Annotated in this window: 12 protein-coding genes; 7 read left to right on the forward strand and 5 right to left on the reverse strand. The window is 45.4% G+C overall.

Features of this window, described 5'->3' with window-relative positions; genetic code table 11:
* Positions 1-11 precede the first annotated feature (11 nt).
* Entirely contained in the window at positions 12-1,484 is a 1,473-nt protein-coding gene (der, locus tag SPEA_RS06855; RefSeq protein WP_012154562.1) for a ribosome biogenesis GTPase Der, read from the forward strand.
* Between the two features lie 78 nt (positions 1,485-1,562).
* Here the strand turns inward: der and SPEA_RS06860 are convergent, their stop codons facing one another.
* From SPEA_RS06860 to xseA, 3 genes are all read right to left on the reverse strand, one after another.
* A complete protein-coding gene (locus SPEA_RS06860; RefSeq protein WP_150102211.1) occupies positions 1,563-2,270 on the reverse strand; it encodes a hypothetical protein in 708 nt (235 codons plus the stop codon).
* A 242-nt stretch (positions 2,271-2,512) separates the two neighbouring features.
* Positions 2,513-3,415 carry a hypothetical protein gene (locus SPEA_RS06865; RefSeq protein WP_012154564.1) on the reverse strand — a complete coding sequence of 301 codons (903 nt, stop codon included), beginning with the start codon at positions 3,413-3,415 and terminating at the stop codon, positions 2,513-2,515.
* Between the two features lie 814 nt (positions 3,416-4,229).
* On the reverse strand, positions 4,230-5,567 hold the full coding sequence (xseA, locus tag SPEA_RS06870; RefSeq protein ID WP_012154565.1) for an exodeoxyribonuclease VII large subunit: 1,338 nt from the start codon (positions 5,565-5,567) through the stop codon (positions 4,230-4,232).
* Positions 5,568-5,687: 120 nt separating this feature from the next.
* On the opposite strand from xseA, the gene guaB reads away from it, so the two are divergent.
* The 3 genes from guaB to tadA all read left to right on the forward strand — a co-directional run bounded on the left by guaB (position 5,688) and on the right by tadA (position 9,481).
* The gene (gene guaB, locus SPEA_RS06875; protein ID WP_012154566.1) at positions 5,688-7,160 is read left to right on the forward strand and encodes an IMP dehydrogenase; all 1,473 of its coding nucleotides are present in this window, start codon (positions 5,688-5,690) and stop codon (positions 7,158-7,160) included.
* A 123-nt stretch (positions 7,161-7,283) separates the two neighbouring features.
* Entirely contained in the window at positions 7,284-8,861 is a 1,578-nt protein-coding gene (gene guaA, locus SPEA_RS06880; protein WP_012154567.1) for a glutamine-hydrolyzing GMP synthase, read from the forward strand.
* An 86-nt stretch (positions 8,862-8,947) separates the two neighbouring features.
* Positions 8,948-9,481 carry a tRNA adenosine(34) deaminase TadA gene (gene tadA / locus SPEA_RS06885; protein WP_223296577.1) on the forward strand — a complete coding sequence of 178 codons (534 nt, stop codon included), beginning with the start codon at positions 8,948-8,950 and terminating at the stop codon, positions 9,479-9,481.
* Here tadA and SPEA_RS23420 read toward each other — a convergent pair.
* Entirely contained in the window at positions 9,478-9,609 is a 132-nt protein-coding gene (locus tag SPEA_RS23420; protein ID WP_263053339.1) for a hypothetical protein, read from the reverse strand. The genes tadA and SPEA_RS23420 overlap by 4 nt on opposite strands.
* A 286-nt stretch (positions 9,610-9,895) precedes the next feature.
* Positions 9,896-11,335 (reverse strand): membrane-bound lytic murein transglycosylase MltF, encoded by a 1,440-nt coding sequence (gene mltF / locus SPEA_RS06890; RefSeq protein WP_012154569.1) that lies wholly within the window; start codon positions 11,333-11,335, stop codon positions 9,896-9,898.
* A gap of 292 nt (positions 11,336-11,627) precedes the next feature.
* Here mltF and purL point away from each other — a divergent pair, with 292 nt between their 5' ends.
* The 3 genes from purL (at position 11,628) to cydB (ending at position 19,446) form a co-directional block, all read left to right on the forward strand.
* Positions 11,628-15,509: a phosphoribosylformylglycinamidine synthase gene (gene purL, locus SPEA_RS06895; RefSeq protein ID WP_012154570.1), complete on the forward strand. Its 3,882-nt coding sequence runs from the start codon at positions 11,628-11,630 to the stop codon at positions 15,507-15,509.
* Between the two features lie 1,225 nt (positions 15,510-16,734).
* Positions 16,735-18,291, forward strand: coding sequence for a cytochrome ubiquinol oxidase subunit I (locus SPEA_RS06900; protein ID WP_012154571.1), 1,557 nt, complete (start codon positions 16,735-16,737; stop codon positions 18,289-18,291).
* Between the two features lie 15 nt (positions 18,292-18,306).
* On the forward strand, positions 18,307-19,446 hold the full coding sequence (cydB, locus tag SPEA_RS06905; protein WP_012154572.1) for a cytochrome d ubiquinol oxidase subunit II: 1,140 nt from the start codon (positions 18,307-18,309) through the stop codon (positions 19,444-19,446).
* The last annotated feature ends 10 nt before the right edge of the window (positions 19,447-19,456 follow it).

The following is a 19,456-nucleotide window of genomic DNA, read 5'->3' on the forward strand; positions in this document are numbered from 1 at the left end:
GAGGCAATTAAATGATTCCTGTTGTGGCCCTAGTTGGGCGACCAAACGTTGGTAAGTCGACCCTTTTTAACCGACTTACCCGTACCAGAGATGCGCTTGTCGCTGACTTTCCTGGGCTAACTCGGGATCGTAAATACGGCCGAGCACATCTTGCAGGTTACGAGTTCATCGTGGTCGATACCGGCGGTATTGATGGCACCGAAGAAGGGATTGAGACTCGCATGGCCGAGCAATCTCTCGCTGCGATTGAAGAAGCAGATGTGGTGCTATTTTTGACCGACGCTCGCGCTGGCTTAACGGCTGCCGATCTTGCGATTGCTCAACATTTACGTAGTCGTGAAAAAACCACTTTCGTGGTGGCCAACAAAGTTGACGGTATCGATGCTGATTCAGCTTGTGCTGAATTCTGGTCACTAGGCCTTGGTGAAGTTTACCAAATGGCTGCGGCTCAAGGCCGTGGTGTAACCAACATGATCGAGTATTCGTTAGCGCCATACGCAGAAGCGATGGGCATCGTTAAGCAAGAAGACGGTGACGATGACGAAGAAGAGCGCGAATACACCGAAGAGCAAGCAGAAGCGGAGCAGAAGCGTCTGCAAGACTTGCCTATTAAGCTTGCTATCATCGGTAAGCCTAACGTTGGTAAATCAACGCTAACTAACCGTATTTTGGGCGAAGAGCGCGTTGTAGTATATGACGAGCCAGGCACCACTCGTGACAGTATTTACATTCCTATGGAACGTCAGGGCCGTGAATACGTATTGATTGACACCGCGGGTGTACGTCGTCGTAGTAAGGTTCATGAAACTGTTGAGAAGTTCTCAGTTATTAAGACCCTTAAAGCGGTTGAAGACAGTAACGTAGTATTACTTGTTATCGATGCCCGTGAAGGTATTGCCGAGCAAGACCTAGGTCTATTAGGCTTCGTGCTAAACGCTGGCCGTGCATTGGTTATCGCCATCAACAAGTGGGATGGTATCGACCAAAACATTAAAGACCGTGTGAAGACAGAGCTTGACCGTCGTCTAGGCTTTATCGATTTTGCGCGTATTCACTTTATCTCTGCACTTCATGGTACAGGTGTGGGTCACTTGTTCGAGTCAATCGAAGAAGCCTATGACAGTGCGACGCGCCGCGTAAGTACGTCAATGCTGACTCGTATCATGCAGATGTCACAAGACGATCACCAGCCACCATTGGTTAACGGTCGCCGCGTTAAGCTTAAATATGCTCACGCCGGTGGTTACAACCCTCCAATCGTGGTTGTACACGGTAACCAGGTTAAGAAGCTTCCTGATTCTTACAAGCGTTATATGATGAACTACTTCCGTCGTTCATTGAAGGTGATTGGTACACCAATCCAGTTACGTTTCCAAGAGGGTGGTAATCCGTTTGAGGGTATGAACTCTAAGAAGCTAACTGTGAGCCAAGAGCGTCGTCGTAAGCGTATGGTTGGCCATATTCGCGATAAGAATAAAGATTAATTCTTGTTCTTGATTGAAATAAGCAAAATAGCTTAAAAAAGGAACCTCAGGGTTCCTTTTTTGTTGTAGCCGTTCAGATTACTTTTCGCTCTGTTGCATCACATCTATGAGTCGTTGCTTCAGAGGTTCACTCATCGGAAACGTAAAACTGGCACCTTGCATAATTTCTACGGGCTCAATAACCTGATCTTCTTTATAGGCTACGACATAGTCATTGTCGCTAACCATTTTTTGGTAATGTTTTATTGCGTCAATGGCTTGTTTTAGATCTTGGTATTTGTAGGCGAATTCAGAGGTGTGAGTTAACTCATATTCAGTGTCTCTTTGTTGTTGAAATCTTCTGTCTGTGCGATTGACAGAGCCTTTCATGGCGCCGGTTTCAATATAAGAGTGGCTGGTACCTTCAATTCTGTTTACGCTTATACGGTCTGGCGTGGTTATTTGATGGCCACTGCAGAAGTCAATTTGCTTATGTTTTAAATCGATTCGAATGTCGTTTAACTCTGTATGCTTATACATTTCATGTTCAGTCACACGACTATTGTAACGATATTGCACAATCAAGTTTTCAAATGGCCCATCTTCGCCTGAATGGTGACAAGTAACACTGACAATATCAGGCAGAGGCTCGCATAAACGATTTAGCAATTCTGGTTTGAATCCATGCTTTAACGCCGCAGCTGTAAAACTGTCAGAGATAACAACTTCGCTCTCTGGTGCTGCATTTACATTTAGGTTTAATGCAGCCAATATTAGGCCAGCTGACCATTTTATCGTTCTACTCATATTTATTTGCATGTAATTTATTTTATCTTTTGCTAGATGGCTTTTGTGATTTTGACGTTTATTTTCCTATAGAAGAGATAAAAATTCAGTGAATCATGTCACTGCAAGTAAAGTGTAAACCTCTGTAAATGTTAGATTTGCATGGTGTTGTGGCATTTTGCTTCATTTACGTAATTGACATCAATATTTTGTCATTTCGATGGGGGTCGGTGTTTTTTGCGGAGTGAAGTATATTTTTTACTCTATATAGTCTTACTTTTCGAAAAGTGAATAATCACGTCTATCAGTCGTGACCTCTGTTTAGGAGAAACCCACTGCAAATTGAACAGGTAACAAGTGGACTCCGCCAGTGTTATTTGATGTAGATTTCTCTGCGAGTTAATTAGAAGTTCAAAGCAGGCGGACTCTAAAGTTTGTTTTGATACGTCATTAGCACCAGAACAGCTAATTTTAGGTTTATCTGTATCATCTTCAAACTTCCAATAGCACTGTTCATGTAGATTAGTTAACAGTTGTATGAACATCGTTTCAGGCATTTCCCCTTTAGAACGCATAATCGAGGCTAAAGCTATGAGGTTATGCCCCCAGAAACCTGGGTGTTTTAAGGCGCTTGAAAATACTATTTTTACGTCAATATTATCGGGTTTAGCGTAATCACCTGTTACTGGATAGGATTGGTGGTTATTGCCATAAAATGTGGCTGTAACGAACTCACAGAAACGCTCAATAAATCGCAGCTTTTGTTTTTCTGTTTTTATTAATGACCAAGCCTGCTTAAAAGCAATCAGTACTGAAATATTATGGCTGAGATACTCATTTTTCTCTGTGCATTGTTCGAAGTAATAGGCAAAAATTTCACTCGCATCACTTTGGTTAAACCAGTCTTGCATGGTGAAATAGGCGTAGGGATAGATAGCATGGGCTAAAATCCAATGCCTTCTTCGCTCTATAGGTTTGAAAGGCATGGAGCCGGATTGGAGCATGGCTACATTAAAAGTGGGCTCTTCTAGCTCTATTAACCTTTCTACTTTTAACCAGTCGTTAGCAGGCCAATCATACTGACGTTTCAATGATTTTATTGCGAGGTAGCATTTTAGTGCGTGCTGCTGGTGTATGGCTGCAATTCTTGTCAGTACTTCATCCATGTTTGTCTATTCCTTTTAAGCTACTTTATTACCATTTTTGCTAGGTTAGCCTAAATCTTGCAGTCGTTTAGTTCAATATTAATGCTGAGGAACGGAGTGGATAAATAATAAAAAATATAAATTAGTCGGGTCAGAATTAAAAATTTATATAGAAGATGATAGTAGTATCTATTGATTAAGGGTTATCGCATAACTGATTGATATACATTTCTGGCTGTTCTGCGTTTACATGAGCTTGAGTCAAGTTACTAGCTCATTTTTGTCGATTAATCATCTCGTCGAATGTTTTACTCTAATCATATCTCTTAAACTTTCCAACTATACTCCATTCACAGAAAACATCTGTTCCCCATCGAAGTTGCCGAAGTGCGTAGATGAAAATGCCGTGAAACCATCATGGATGATAGTTCAGGCTCGGGGGACATGGATGTCCTATCTGAGTCGATAGGCTATTTTTATTGGAGCATGAGGCCCGTATCAAATGCATGTAACTTCGTCGGGGCGTCATGGTGGATACAAGGGCGAAGTCCATGAATATTGACTCTTTGAACGAGACCCAAGGACGGCGAGCTGGCCGTTGAACAATGATGTTCTTGATAAGGACGAGCAGTCCTCCTTGCCCGAGTGTGAGCTAGAAGCTCACGACTTTAGTTGTTAGACGAAGTCTAACTAAGACCTTGTGTAGGCGCAGCCAGATGCTCTAGCAATGTAGACGAAGCGCCACGACGATAATTTTCTAACGAAGTTTGAATCGCCACTTTCAAACGAAGCTTGAACCCATAGTGAAACTATTGTTATTAGCTATAGAAGTGAACTAACTGACCTCAACCACAGTAGAAGTCACACTGCCATCCCGCAGGCGAGTGGTCAGCGTATCGCCCACACAAGTATCCGATGGTGCCTGCACCACTTTGCCACTACCAGTTAGGGTAATGCTGTAACCACGGCTTAATGTCGCTAACGGACTCACAGTGTCTAATTGCTGCGCACGGTGGGCAAGGCGCTGTTCACTCATCTTTAACTTGTCATCCATGGCGTCATTGAGCTTGGCGCTGAGGTAACTCAAACGCTGGGCTTCGAGGGTGAGTCTATGCTGTGGAGACTGATTAGCTAAGCGGCTGCTTAAGTTCTGCTGCTTTAAGGCATAAGCATGTAACTTGGTTTGCATCGCTTGTTGCAGGCGCAGCTGCATTTCGTCAAAGCTTTGCTCATACATCTGTAGTCGGCGCTGTGGATCTTGCTTTTGTAGACGATGCTCAATGGTTTGAACTTGGCTTTGTTTCTTTAATTGATAATGCTGCCAAGCTTGCTTGAGGCGAGATAATTGCGATAATAACTTTTGCGCTTTATTGTCGGCATCTTTCGATAATAGCTCTGCGCCTGCCGATGGCGTTGGCGCGCGCAGATCGGCAACATAATCGCTGATGGTCATATCCACTTCGTGGCCAACGGCTGACACCACAGGAATGCCACTGTTATAGATGGTGTGGGCGAGTCCTTCGTCGTTAAAACTCCATAAGTCCTCTAACGAGCCCCCGCCTCGGGTTACTAGCAATACGTCAACTTCGGCGCGGCTGTTAGCAAGGTTAATGGCATCGCAAATACTTTTTGCTGCGTCACTGCCTTGTACGGGAGTCGGATAGATGATGACTTCGATTGAGGAGTCGCGGCGGGCTAATACATGCAAGATATCGCGAATCGCCGCGCCAGTGGGCGAGGTGACCACACCAATTTTTTGGATGTTGGCGGGAAGTGGGCGCTTGGTGTCGCTGGCAAATAGGCCCTCGGCGGCAAGCTTCATCTTCAATGCTTCATATTGCTGAGCTAGCAGACCGTCTCCTGCTGGTAGCATAGATTCAATCAGTAATTGATAATCACCGCGGGGCTCATACACGCTGATATTGCCCTTAACTAAAACTTGCTGGCCGTTAGCAGGGCGAAAGGTTACCGCTTGGTTGCGGCCCTTAAACATGGCGCAGCGAATTTGTGAGAAATTATCTTTGAGGGTTAAATACCAGTGGCCAGAGCCGGGCGCCGCAAAGTTTGAAATTTCAGCATTTAACCAAATCCGGCCAAGCTGACCCTCTAAAAGCTGCCTCACTTCGCCATTGAGACGAGAGACGGTATAAACATCATTTTTTGGGGTTTTCATAATTTTTTTACACACAAATGCGAATTAGTGTCTATTTTCCATTTACCAACCCCGATATGCAAGGTATAATCTCGCCGCAATATTTCACCTCTAATTCCTAATCTCTTGGGGAGATGTTGCATGTTAAGATTGAAAAAAGAAGCGTTAACTTTTGATGATGTGTTGCTGGTTCCAGCGCACTCTACCGTCCTCCCAAATACAGCTGTTTTAAAAACACGCCTGACGAATAAGATTGAGTTGAATACTCCAATCGTTTCTGCTGCTATGGATACCGTTACTGAAGCTCGCTTGGCAATTGCTATTGCTCAAGAAGGTGGCCTTGGCTTTATCCATAAGAACATGACGATTGAGCAACAAGCTGAAGAAGTTCGCAAAGTAAAAATTTACGAAGCGGGTATCGTTCAGCAACCTGTGACAGTCACCCCTGCAACGACACTAGCCGATGTTAAGGTTCTGACTGAAAGAAATGGTTTCGCAGGTTACCCAGTGGTAAATGAAGCAAACGAGTTAGTGGGTATTATCACTGGCCGTGACGTACGCTTTATCACTGACTGGTCGCGTACCGTTGATCAAGTGATGACACCAAAAGAGCGCCTTGTGACAGTGCCAGAAGGGACTAAGCTAGATGAAGTTCAAAAACTGATGCATTCTCACCGTGTTGAGAAAGTATTGGTTGTTGATGACAACTTCAAGCTAAAGGGTCTTATCACTGTAAAAGACTTCCAAAAAGCAGAGCGTAAGCCAAACGCATGTAAAGACGAGTTAGGTCGTTTACGTGTAGGTGCGGCTGTTGGTGCAGGTCCAGGTAACGAAGAGCGTGTTGATGCACTTGTGCTAGCTGGCGTTGACGTCTTACTTATCGACTCATCTCACGGCCATTCAGAAGGCGTTTTACAACGTATTCGTGATACTCGTGCTAAATACCCGGACTTACAAATCGTTGGCGGTAACGTTGCAACAGCTGAAGGTGCAATTGCACTCGTTGAAGCGGGCGTTAACGCAGTTAAAGTCGGTATTGGCCCTGGTTCAATCTGTACCACGCGTATCGTAACGGGTGTGGGTGTACCACAAATTACAGCGGTATCTGATGCCGCTGCTGCCGTTAAGCACTTAGACATTCCAGTTATTGCCGATGGCGGTATTCGCTTCTCTGGCGACCTAGCAAAAGCATTGGCTGCTGGCGCGTCGTGCATCATGGCAGGCTCTATGTTTGCAGGTACCGATGAAGCGCCAGGTGAAACTGAGCTTTATAACGGCCGTGCTTATAAGTCATACCGCGGTATGGGTTCACTAGGCGCTATGACCCAAACTCAAGGTTCGTCTGATCGTTATTTCCAAAGCGATAACGCTGCAGACAAGCTAGTACCTGAAGGTATTGAAGGTCGCGTTGCTTACAAAGGTAAGCTAAAAGAGATCATTCACCAGCATATGGGCGGTCTACGTTCATGCATGGGTCTAACTGGCTGCGCAACGATTAAAGAACTAAACGAGAAGGCTGAGTTTGTGAAAATCACTGCAGCGGGCATGGGCGAGTCTCATGTTCACGATGTGACGATTAGTAAAGAAGCACCTAACTACAGCACTCGTTCTTAAATAGTGTTCTAAATCTTAAAGGCGACATATAATGTCGCCTTTAAATTAAGCCAAGTAGTAGATTCGCAGAGTACTCACTGCTTGGTTAGTTAACAATAAAGAAAAATAGAGATAAGGTACCCCATGAGCAACATTCATGAGCATAAGATCCTCATATTAGATTTTGGATCGCAATACACTCAACTGATCGCCCGTCGTATTCGTGAAATCGGTGTGTATTGTGAACTTTGGGCTTGGGATGTTTCTGAAGAGCAAATTCGTGAATTCGCTCCAAACGGCATTATCTTAGCGGGTGGCCCTGAAAGTGTTACCGCTGAGAACTCACCTCGAGCTCCAGAATATGTGTTTAACGCTGGCGTACCAGTACTAGGTATTTGTTACGGCATGCAAACCATGTCTGAGCAGCTTGGTGGTAAAGTTATTCAAGGTGTGGGTGAAGGTGAGTTTGGCTACGCACAAGTTGAGGTGCAAACTGAGTCTGCACTGTTTAAAGCTATCGAAGACGCGGTAAGCGAAACCGGTAAGCCGTTGCTTGACGTGTGGATGAGCCACGGTGATAAGGTTTCTGCAATTCCTGAAGGGTTTGTTGCTGTCGCTAAGACTGAAACATGTCCGTTTGCCGCTATGGCGAATGAAGACAAGCAGTTCTACGGCGTGCAGTTCCACCCAGAAGTGACTCACACTCGTCAAGGTAAGCGTATGCTTGAGCATTTCGCCCTTGAGATCTGTGGCTGTCCAGCAAACTGGAAGCCATCTTCAATCATTGAAGATGCGATTGAGCGTTTAAAAGAGCAGATCGGTGATGACGAAGTTATCTTAGGTCTATCGGGTGGTGTTGACTCATCAGTTGTTGCTATGCTTTTGCACCGCGCAATTGGCGACAAGCTAACATGTGTGTTTGTTGATAACGGTCTACTACGTCTAAACGAAGCGCAGCAAGTAATGGATATGTTTGGCGACCACTTTGGTCTAAACATCGTTCATGTCGATGCCGAGAACCGTTTCTTAGATGCAATGGCTGGTGAAGCTGAGCCTGAAGCAAAGCGTAAGATCATCGGCCGCGTATTCGTTGAGATCTTCGATGAAGAATCAAAGAAATGCGTTAATGCTAAATGGCTTGCACAGGGCACCATCTACCCAGACGTTATCGAGTCTGCAGGTAGCGCTACAGGTAAGGCACACTGCATTAAGTCACACCATAACGTTGGCGGTTTGCCAGATGATATGGCAATGGGTCTGGTTGAGCCATTACGTGAACTGTTTAAAGATGAAGTACGTAAGATTGGCCTAGAGCTAGGTCTTCCATACGACATGCTTTACCGTCACCCGTTCCCAGGACCAGGTCTTGGTGTACGTGTGCTTGGCGAAGTGAAGAAAGAATACTGTGACTTGCTACGTCTAGCCGATGCGATTTTCATCGAAGAGCTACATAAAGCTGACCTTTATAACAAGGTAAGCCAAGCATTTACTGTGTTCCTACCAGTACGCTCTGTTGGCGTAATGGGCGATGGTCGTAAGTACGACTGGGTTGTATCACTACGTGCAGTTGAAACTATCGACTTTATGACGGCGCATTGGGCACACCTACCTTATGATTTCCTAGGTCGTGTATCTAATCGTATCATCAACGAAGTAGACGGTATTTCACGTGTGGTTTACGACATTTCTGGTAAGCCACCTGCAACAATTGAGTGGGAATAATCTTAGGATTATAATGACTCTAGAATAAAGGTGCTTCGGCACCTTTTTTATTGGCGCTAGCGTCAACATTATCTTTGGAGCTTGATTTGTCAAAGTTTGAATCATCACAACAGCAAGATATCCATTTCATGAAAATGGCGATGGATATGGCGATAAAAGCGGAAGAAAAGGGTGAAGTGCCTGTCGGAGCCGTGCTGGTTAAAGACGGAGAAGTCGTCAGCGCCGGATTCAATTTTAGTATTGGTTTGCACGACCCAAGCGCACATGCAGAGATGCAGTGTTTGCGCCAAGCAGGTCAGATAATGCAAAACTACCGCTTACTCGACACGACCTTGTATGTGACGCTGGAACCCTGTGCAATGTGCGCAGGAGCTATTGTACACTCTCGAATTAATCGCTTGGTATTTGGCGCGAGAGATGAAAAAACCGGCGCAGCAGGCACTGTGATCGACATAGTGCGACACAGTGCTTTTAATCATCAGGTTGATGTTAGCTCTGGCGTGCTAGAAACTGAGTGTAGCGAACAGCTCAGCGCATTTTTCAAGCGGAGAAGAAAAGAGAAAAAAGCCGCTAAAGCCTTGGCAAAGCAACAAGCCTTGTTATCGACTCCTAAGAGTTAAAAAAAAGCATCATCCGAAGGCTTAATAAATGCGAAGAACTGTTTGTGTCTGTTAAGTACTTTTAGGTGGCGTGTTTTCAATTGGCTACGACGACGCGCCGCGACATTATTAATGGTTTTTTTTCTCATATAGACCTCTCTGATATTTACACTTAAGACCTTTATCAACTTACTGTATAAAAGTCTACGTGAGTATGATTAATCTTTGATGAATTCGTTCAAAATTAAATAAATAGCTTGTCACGTGGCGATAAAATGTTCGAAGACGGAGTTCATACTTTCGCATGGAGCGAGTGAGTTTGTTAGCCAAACTTTATGGCCTATTCAATTGGATCAAGGTTGTATAGCTATTTTTAAAACCTCAAGGCTGTCTATAATCGGGCTAAGCTCAAGGCTATCTATAATCAGACCTTGCTTAAGGCTGTTGCGGCTGGATTGCGTCAGTCTGGGGTTTCTCTTCAGTCTCTTTAGCCTCGGCGGTTTGAAGCGGCTTCTGTTTGAGCTCAAGCAGCATATTCTGATTATCGATCCACACTAGCGTGTCATAGTAACGACGAATACTATCGACGTAATGCACCGCCTCATTGCCTCTTGCGTAACCATAGCGGGTTTTTTGGTAGTACTTTCGCTTTTGCAGCAGTGGTAATACCGATTTCACATCTCGCCAAGCACTCGGGTTCAATCCTTGAGACTGTGCCAGCTTGCGCGCATCTTCCACATGACCTAAGCCTATGTTGTAGGAGGCGAGGGCGAACCACATACGCTGACTCTCTGGGATGGAATCTGGCAGACGCTCAAGCATGCTGTTGAGGTACTTTGCGCCGCCCTTGATGCTCTGGTAAGGATCGAGACGGTTTTTGATACCAACTTGTTTTGCGGTTGGCAGGGTCAACATCATCAAACCGCGCACACCCGTCGGTGAACGAGCATTAGGGTTCCAATGGGACTCCTGGTATGCGGTTGCGGCAAGCTTACGCCAGTCTATGCCCTCGGCATATTTTTCAAACGTGGCTTGATATTTAGGTAGCTTGTTATCGATGGCACGAATAAAGGCGCGGGTGTCGACATAATCGAAACGCTCAACGTGAGCAAAGTATTTCTCATTGAGGTGAGCCAAGGTGCCACTGCGTTTTTCTATATGCCAAAACGACAATAGCTCACTCATCAGCTTGTCGCTGTTGGTGGGTGGTAATAACCATACAACTGGCTGTTTACGTTTTAGAACAAGGCCTTCTCGTAGCTCAGGCATAAAACGTCTGTTGATGTCTAAACTGGTCGAGTCGGCGATAGTGTAGGGGATCTCTCCGGCGGCAATCATGGTGAGTAGCTCTTCGGCGTCCTTATCTTTTTCCTGATTCCACACCAGATCCGGATTGGACTTTTGCAGCTCTGTTAAGGTGTCGACAAAAGAGGAGTCAGTGGTTACCGTGATTTCGCCTTTAAGTGTGTCGACACTTCTAGGTATGGGTGTACCTTGGCGATAAACCAACACTTGGTTAACTCGATAGAGTGGCGGGCCGAGTCTAAACTGCTCGCGTCTTGCAGGCGTATCGGCTAAACCCGCGGCAATAATATCGATTTCTCCACTATGCATCGCGCTATAAAGCTCGCTGATATTGGCGAAAGGCTTCATCTTTAACTCGAGATCGAGGTAATTGGCGAAGCGCTCGGCCATCTCATAGTCATAACCAGAGTCCCCTTGCCCTGAGGTAAAGTAAATTTGTGGACCATATAAAGTACCGACAATTAATTGAGTCGGCTTTAATGGGGGAGTGGTTTTTTCTTGCTCCACGACAACCTTCTGGCAGCCAGCCAGTAGGGTGATATAGCATAGAACAAGCAGGAGTCTTTTCATCGATTATTTTTTATTAGCACTTAAATTTTAACGAAATTGTCGTCGATTATACCACAATCTTGCTTGGCGTAAAAAAACTGAATTTTTATTGAAAAGTATTGATTTTAGTATGAACCCAAATGAAGTTTTTGCTGGGAATTTCCTCTTGAGAGTTGAAAACTTTTCAAGTCGCTTTTTCCTGTACAGGAAACACTGTTTTCAATAGCGACGGCTGATGATTTGTGACAAACATTTCCCTATAATAGCGCCCAGATCTGACCCTGCAATTATAAATATAAGGTGAAAAGACGTGATGGAGATCATCCGCGGAGCCCCTGCACTTTCGGCGTTTAGAGTACAGAAGCTGATGCAAGCTTGTGAATCGGCAGCACTGCCAGTGCGCCAAATCTATGCCGAGTTTGTCCATTTAGCCGATTTAAACGAGTCGCTAAATGAAAAAGAAAGTCAACAGCTTGAAAAAATCCTCACCTACGGCCCCGCTATCGAAGCGCATACGCCAGAAGGTCATCTCCACTTCGTTACACCCCGTCCCGGTACCATCTCTCCCTGGTCATCAAAAGCAACTGATATTGCCCACAACTGCGGCCTGAATAAGGTTAAGCGTTTAGAGCGTGGTATTGCTTACTATGTTGTGAGTGATGAACTGACTGGCGAACAGCTTAAAACATTAAACGCATTGCTGCATGACCGCATGGTAGAAGTGATCTTACCAAGCTTCGATGCCGCTAGCGTGTTATTTGCCCGCACTGAGCCTGCACAGTTCACTAGCGTTGATGTTCTGAACCAAGGCCGGGCTGCGCTTGAGCAAGCTAACACTAAGCTGGGTTTGGCTTTGGCCGATGATGAAATTGACTACCTAGTTGAGAATTTTACTCGTCTAGGTCGCAACCCGAACGATATCGAGCTGATGATGTTTGCTCAAGCAAACTCTGAGCATTGTCGTCATAAGATCTTTAACGCAGATTGGACAATCGACGGTGAAGTTCAGCCAAAATCATTGTTCAAGATGATTAAAAATACCTTCGAGAAGACACCAGACAACGTGTTATCTGCCTATAAAGATAACGCCGCGGTAATGACTGGCTCTACAGCGGGTCGCTTCTTCCCGAAACAAGATGGCGTTTATGGCTACCACACTGAGCCAATGCATATCTTAATGAAGGTAGAAACTCACAATCACCCGACTGCAATTAGCCCATATCCAGGTGCGGCGACAGGCAGCGGCGGTGAGATCCGTGATGAAGGCGCAACAGGGCGCGGCTCTAAGCCAAAGGCTGGCCTAACAGGCTTTAGCGTATCCAATCTTAAGATCCCAGGCTTTGTTCAGCCATGGGAAGCCGATTATGGCAAACCTGATCGCATCGTGACTGCGCTCGATATTATGACCGAAGGCCCACTAGGCGGCGCGGCATTTAACAATGAGTTTGGTCGTCCGGCACTTGTGGGTTACTTCCGTACTTACGAGCAGGAAGTTAATAGCCATAACGGCGTTGAAGTGCGTGGTTACCATAAGCCAATTATGCTTGCTGGTGGTTTAGGTAATATCCGCGAAGACCATGTACAAAAAGGTGAGATCACCGTTGGCGCTAAGCTAGTTGTACTTGGCGGTCCAGCGATGAACATCGGTTTGGGCGGCGGCGCGGCGTCATCAATGACATCGGGTCAGTCGAGTGAAGACTTAGACTTTGCTTCTGTGCAGCGTGAAAATCCAGAAATGGAGCGTCGTTGCCAGGAAGTGATCGACCGCTGCTGGCAGATGGGCGATGACAACCCAATCCAATTTATCCACGATGTGGGCGCGGGTGGTTTATCAAATGCCTTCCCTGAGCTTGTCAATGACGGCGAGCGTGGCGGTAAGTTTGAGTTACGTAAAGTACCATCTGATGAGCCAGGAATGAGCCCATTAGAAATTTGGTGTAACGAGTCACAAGAGCGTTATGTGATGTCAATCGCACCAGAGAATATCGAGCTATTCAGCCAGATTTGTCAGCGTGAACGTGCACCATTTGCAGTAGTCGGTGTGGCAACTGAAGAAAAAGAACTCGTCCTTAGTGATGAGCACTTTGAGAATCACCCAATCGACTTGCCACTCGAAGTACTATTAGGCAAAGCGCCTAAGATGAGCCGCGATGTGATCAGCGCTAAAGCTAATTCTGCAGCACTGGACCAATCGGGTATCGAAGTACAAGAAGCGGCGCACCGTTTACTGCGTTTACCAACGATTGCTGAGAAGACCTTCCTAATCACCATAGGTGATAGAACGGTAACCGGCTTAGTTAACCGCGACCAAATGGTGGGTCCATGGCAGGTTCCGGTAGCCGATTGTGCGGTTACTGCATCAAGCTACGACTCATACACGGGTGAAGCCATGTCTTTGGGTGAGCGCACGCCGCTTGCACTACTCGACTTTGGCGCATCTGCACGTATGGCGGTTGCCGAGTCAATCATGAATATCGCCGGTACTGATATCGGTTCATTCAAGCGCATCAAGCTATCTGCTAACTGGATGTCTCCAGCGGGTCACCCAGGTGAAGACGCTGGTCTCTATCAAGCGGTAAAAGCGATTGGTGAAGAGTTATGCCCTGACTTGTCGCTGACAATTCCAGTGGGTAAAGACTCAATGTCAATGAAGACGGCTTGGGAAGATAACGGTGTACAGAAAACCGTGACTTCACCAATGTCACTGGTTATTACCGCATTTGGCGTAGTCCAAGATGTGCGTAACACTGTGACGCCAGAGCTTCGCACCGACAAAGGTGACACCGACCTGTTACTGCTTGACCTTGGTCTAGGGCAAAATCGCTTAGGTGGCTCTTGTTTAGCACAGGTTTACAGTGAGCTAGGTGATATTGCGCCGGATCTTGATAACTCAGCGACTCTGAAAGGTTTCTTCGAAACTATTCAACCAATGATTGCCGATAAGTCGATTATTGCTTACCACGACAGAAGCGACGGCGGCCTATACACCACACTAGTTGAAATGGCGTTTGCAGGTCACACTGGCTTAAATGTTGATTTAAGCGCATTAAGTGGTAATGACATTGAGCGTTTGTTTAACGAAGAGCTTGGCGCTGTGATTCAAGTTCGTCGTCAAGACGCTGCGATTATCAGCGATAAGTTTGCAGCAGCTGGCGTACCTTGTCATAAGGTGGCAGAGCTCACCGATACCGATCAAATTGCTATCTTCGATGGTGCTCGTGAAGTATTAACCGAGACGCGTACCTCTCTACGCACTATTTGGGCTGAAACCACGTACCGCATGCAGGCGCTACGCGATAACCCTGAGTGTGCTAAAGAAGAGTTCGAGCTTAAGCAAGACAGCAAGGACTTAGGTCTAACGGTCGATTTAAGTTTCGATCCAAGTGAAGACGTTGCCGCGCCATTTATCTTAAAAGGCGTCGCACCTAAGATGGCTATCTTGCGTGAGCAGGGCGTTAACTCGCATATCGAAATGGCGGCGGCATTTGACCGTGCAGGTTTCGAGTCTCGCGATGTGCACATGAGTGACATCCTAAGCGGCCGTATTAGCCTAGAAGAGTTCCAAGGCCTAGTGGCTTGTGGTGGCTTCTCATATGGTGACGTCTTGGGCGCGGGTGAAGGTTGGGCTAAGTCTATTCTGTTTAACGACCGTGCTCGTGAGCAGTTTAGTCAGTTCTTCGAACGTAATGACAGCTTCTCACTAGGTGTGTGTAACGGTTGTCAGATGTTGTCTAACCTTAAAGATATCATCCCTGGCACAGAATTATGGCCACACTTCGTGCGTAACCGCTCTGAGCGTTTCGAGGCGCGTTTCAGCCTAGTTGAAGTGCAGAAGAGTCCTTCATTATTCTTCCAAGGCATGGAAGGCTCACGCATGCCAATCGCTGTGTCACACGGTGAAGGTCGCGCTGAGTTTGCTACGCCAGAGGCTCTAGCCGCAGCAGAAGCGTCAGGTACAATTGCACTACGCTACGTTGATGGTAACGGACAGATTGCGACTCAGTACCCACAAAACCCGAACGGTTCGCCTAATGCGATTACGGCATTGAGCTCAACCGACGGTCGAGTGACGATTATGATGCCGCATCCTGAGCGTGTATTTAGAACGGTTGCTAACTCGTGGCATCCTGAATCTTGGGGTGAAGACAGCCCTTGGATGAGAATGTTCCGCAACGTGAGAAAGTCAGTCGGCTAATATACTTACTGCTGATATGACGTTAGCCTTGCTAACGAAAAGCCCCTATTTTTAGGGGCTTTTTTTTGCCTGAAATATTTGATAGCGGCAGAGTTTGCTAAACAAGGGTGATTAAACAATAGATTAGAGAGCACTTACTGCTTCATTGAATGCTAAACAAATTGTTTTAAGCCGCTATTCGTCATTTTATTGATAAGCTGAAGTTATCCATAATCAACAAGGTTGGCGGTTAGCGTTTATTTGGGGTGCACGATTAACGAACAGACATAAAAAAGCCCTCCTTATTACTAAGGAGGGCCGCTTTGCGCTAACAAAACTTCAAGATTAATCTTGCATTAGAAAGTCTTACTTACAGCTCTCTAGATGTATAAAGTTCAACAAAAACACGCTGATAGCTAACAACTAGACGCTCGAATAATTTTGTCATAATGGTATCTCCACATAGATTGATGATTTAAGCGGAGTTAGTCTTTACCGGGCTACTTCACCGGATTAGCTAGACTGTCTCCTTAACTTGGTGCTCATTTTAGGCGAGAGTAGGCGTTTCATCAAACGAGAAAAATTGTATTTTATTATTAGTAAATCTAATGTGACTGAAGTTTGTTCCTTTTTATTTGTGTGAGCACTATTTTTTAGTCGGCTGTATTTAAAGAGTATTTTATTTTTATGTGATTTCGATCTCGTTGATTTGGGCTATTATTATTATCGCTTTAATTGTTAACAAATGGTTTTTTGGCGTCTCGGGTGTAAATAATTTGTTTAGAGGACTTTTAAACTTGTTTAGTTTAAAAAGTGAGCGCTCCTAGCATGAGTGTTTTATGCTGTCAAGCGTGCGGTTAGTGGAACTGTGTGCTAAGGCTCAAAACCCATTGAAACCGAATGGATTGATTGATTTGAATCAATTTTGAATGTTATAAAATCCCCGGAGACAACACTATTTCGTATTGCAAGTGGCTGATATTAACTAATTTGTTTGTTTTTTATCCGCGCATTCGGGATGGGTGTCACAAAGGTCTGTAAAAACGTGAAGGCAAGCTGTTTTTTGCTAGGGTTTTAGACTTTAAATTACAAAATTTAAGAATTAAACAATCAAGCGCGGTTAAGTCGATTTATTGTTAACAAAAGTCGGCTGAGTTTACTGCATTACTATTCCTATATAGGCAATCACAATTCGTTGATGGGGATCTAACGATTGTGATTTGACACACCACCTAAGGAGTCACAAATGATTTTAGAAGAGGTTGTTGAGCTGTCGCGTTTCCAGTTTGCGATGACGGCCATGTATCACTTCCTATTTGTTCCCTTGACCTTGGGGTTAGCATTCTTGCTAGCCATTATGGAATCACTTTATGTGATGACCAATAAGCAAATCTATAAAGATATGACCAAGTTCTGGGGTAAGTTATTCGGTATCAACTTTGCACTTGGCGTTGCAACCGGTTTGGCCATGGAGTTCCAGTTCGGAACTAACTGGTCATACTATTCGCATTACGTCGGTGACATTTTTGGTGCACCACTTGCTATTGAAGGCCTGATGGCATTCTTCCTAGAATCGACTCTAGTGGGTATGTTCTTCTTTGGTTGGGACCGTTTCAGCAAGCGTCAGCATTTAGCTGTAACTTGGTTAGTTGCGCTAGGTTCTAACATGTCTGCATTATGGATCTTAGTGGCTAACGGCTGGATGCAAAACCCAGTAGGTAGCACATTCAACTACGAAACCATGCGAATGGAAATGACCAGCTGGGGTGAAGTGTTATTTAACCCCGTTGCACAGGTGAAGTTTGTTCACACTGTGGCGTCAGGCTACGTAGCGGGTGCGATGTTCGTTCTAGCTATCAGTGCTTACTACATTCTGAAGAAGCGTGACCTACCGTTTGCACGTCGCTCATTTGCGATTGCAGCAAGTTTCGGTATGGCATCGATCTTGTCTGTAATCGTTCTTGGTGACGAATCTGGCTACAAGGTGGGTGAAGTTCAGCGTGTTAAGTTAGCGGCAATTGAAGCTGAATGGCACACTGAGCCAGCTCCAGCAGCATTTACTGCAGTTGGTTTCCCAAATCAAGAAACTCAAGAAACAGACTTCGCGGTTAAAATTCCTTATGCAATGGGTATCATTGCGACTCGTTCACTTGATGAGCAAGTAACAGGTATTAAGGATCTGATTGCTGAGCACGAAGTGCGTATTCGTAATGGTATGGTGGCATACGGTCTACTTGAGCAATTACGTAACGGTAATGAAACTCCAGAGATCCGCGCGGCATTTGAAGAAGCAAAAGTTGACCTAGGTTACGGTCTACTACTGAAGCGTTATACCGATAAAGTGGTTGATGCGACAGATGAGCAGATTAAAGCTGCAGCTGATGATTCTATTCCAAACGTAGCACCTATGTTCTGGTCTTTCCGCGTCATGGTTGGTGCGGGTATGGTGATGTTATTCGTGTTTGCTGCAGCATTCTGGCAGAGCACGCGTCATCAAATCGAAGAGAAACCATGGGTTCTAAAAGCGGCACTTTACAGCTTACCACTACCGTGGATTGCAATTGAGTGTGGTTGGTTTGTGGCTGAATACGGTCGTCAACCTTGGACGATTTCTGAAGTGTTACCGACATTCATGTCAGCCTCTAGCTTGTCAGTGGGCGACCTAATGTTCAGTATCGTTTCTATCATGCTGTTCTATACCATCTTGCTAGTGATTGAACTGTTCTTAATGATTAAGTTCGCACGTATTGGCCCAAGCTGTTTGAAGACGGGTCGCTATCACTTTGAAAAGCTTGATGCCTAAACTGGAGATCTGATTATGTTTGATTATGAAATGTTAAGATTCATCTGGTGGGCACTGATTGGTGTGCTTTTCATCGGATTCGCTGTTACCGACGGCTTCGATATGGGTGTAGGTGCCTTATTACCGATTATCGGTAAAGACGACACCGACCGCCGTATTATGATTAACTCGATTGCGCCGCACTGGGATGGCAACCAAGTTTGGTTGATCACCGCTGGTGGTGCATTGTTCGCAGCTTGGCCTATGGTCTACGGTGTGTCTTTCTCAGGCTTCTACGTGGCAATGATGCTGACTCTGTTTGCATTGTTCCTACGTCCTGTAGGCTTTGACTACCGTTCAAAGATTGAAGATCCAAGATGGCGTAAGTCTTGGGACTGGGCACTGTTTGTGGGTGGTTTTGTTCCGCCGCTAATTATCGGTGTTGCCTTTGGTAACTTGCTACAAGGTGTTCCGTTTAACTTCGACGAATACTTACGTGCAACCTACCACGGTGGTTTCTTCGGTCTACTTAATGGCTTTGGTATTCTAGCTGGCTTAGTGAGCGTGAGCATGTTTATGCTACAAGGTTCAACTTGGTTACAGATGAAGACTGAAGGCGAGCTACGCGTTCGTGCTGCTAAGATGTCGCAGCTGCTATCAGTAGCGCTATTCGTATTCTTTGGCGCTGCTGGTGTATGGCTAGTTAACGGTATTGACGGTTACGTGATTACCTCTGCTATCGATACGTATGGCGTTTCTGACCCAACCCTTAAAACGGTTTCAGTTGAAGCGGGTGCTTGGTTAGTGAACTACGATAAGTACCCACTTACAATGGCGTTCCCTGTGATTGGCCTACTTATGCCTATCTTAGTGTTGCTATGTAGCCGCTTGAACCGCTCAGGTTTTGCGTTCTTCTTTAGCTCATTAGGCATTGCAGCGGTAATTCTAACGTGTGGCGCAGCTATGTTCCCATTCGTTATGCCATCATCTCTAGAGCCAAACGTGAGTTTGACTATGTGGGATGCTACTGCGAGTGAGATGTCATTAACTGTAATGACATGGGCTGCAATTATCTTTGTACCGATTGTACTTAGCTATACTGTTTGGACTTACTTGAAGATGTTTGGTCGCTTATCTCGCGATTTCATCCAAAAGAACAAGACCTCACTTTACTAATAAGGAGCCT

It is taken from the genome of Shewanella pealeana ATCC 700345, assembly GCF_000018285.1.
In the GTDB taxonomy this organism is placed as follows: Bacteria; Pseudomonadota; Gammaproteobacteria; order Enterobacterales; family Shewanellaceae; genus Shewanella; species Shewanella pealeana.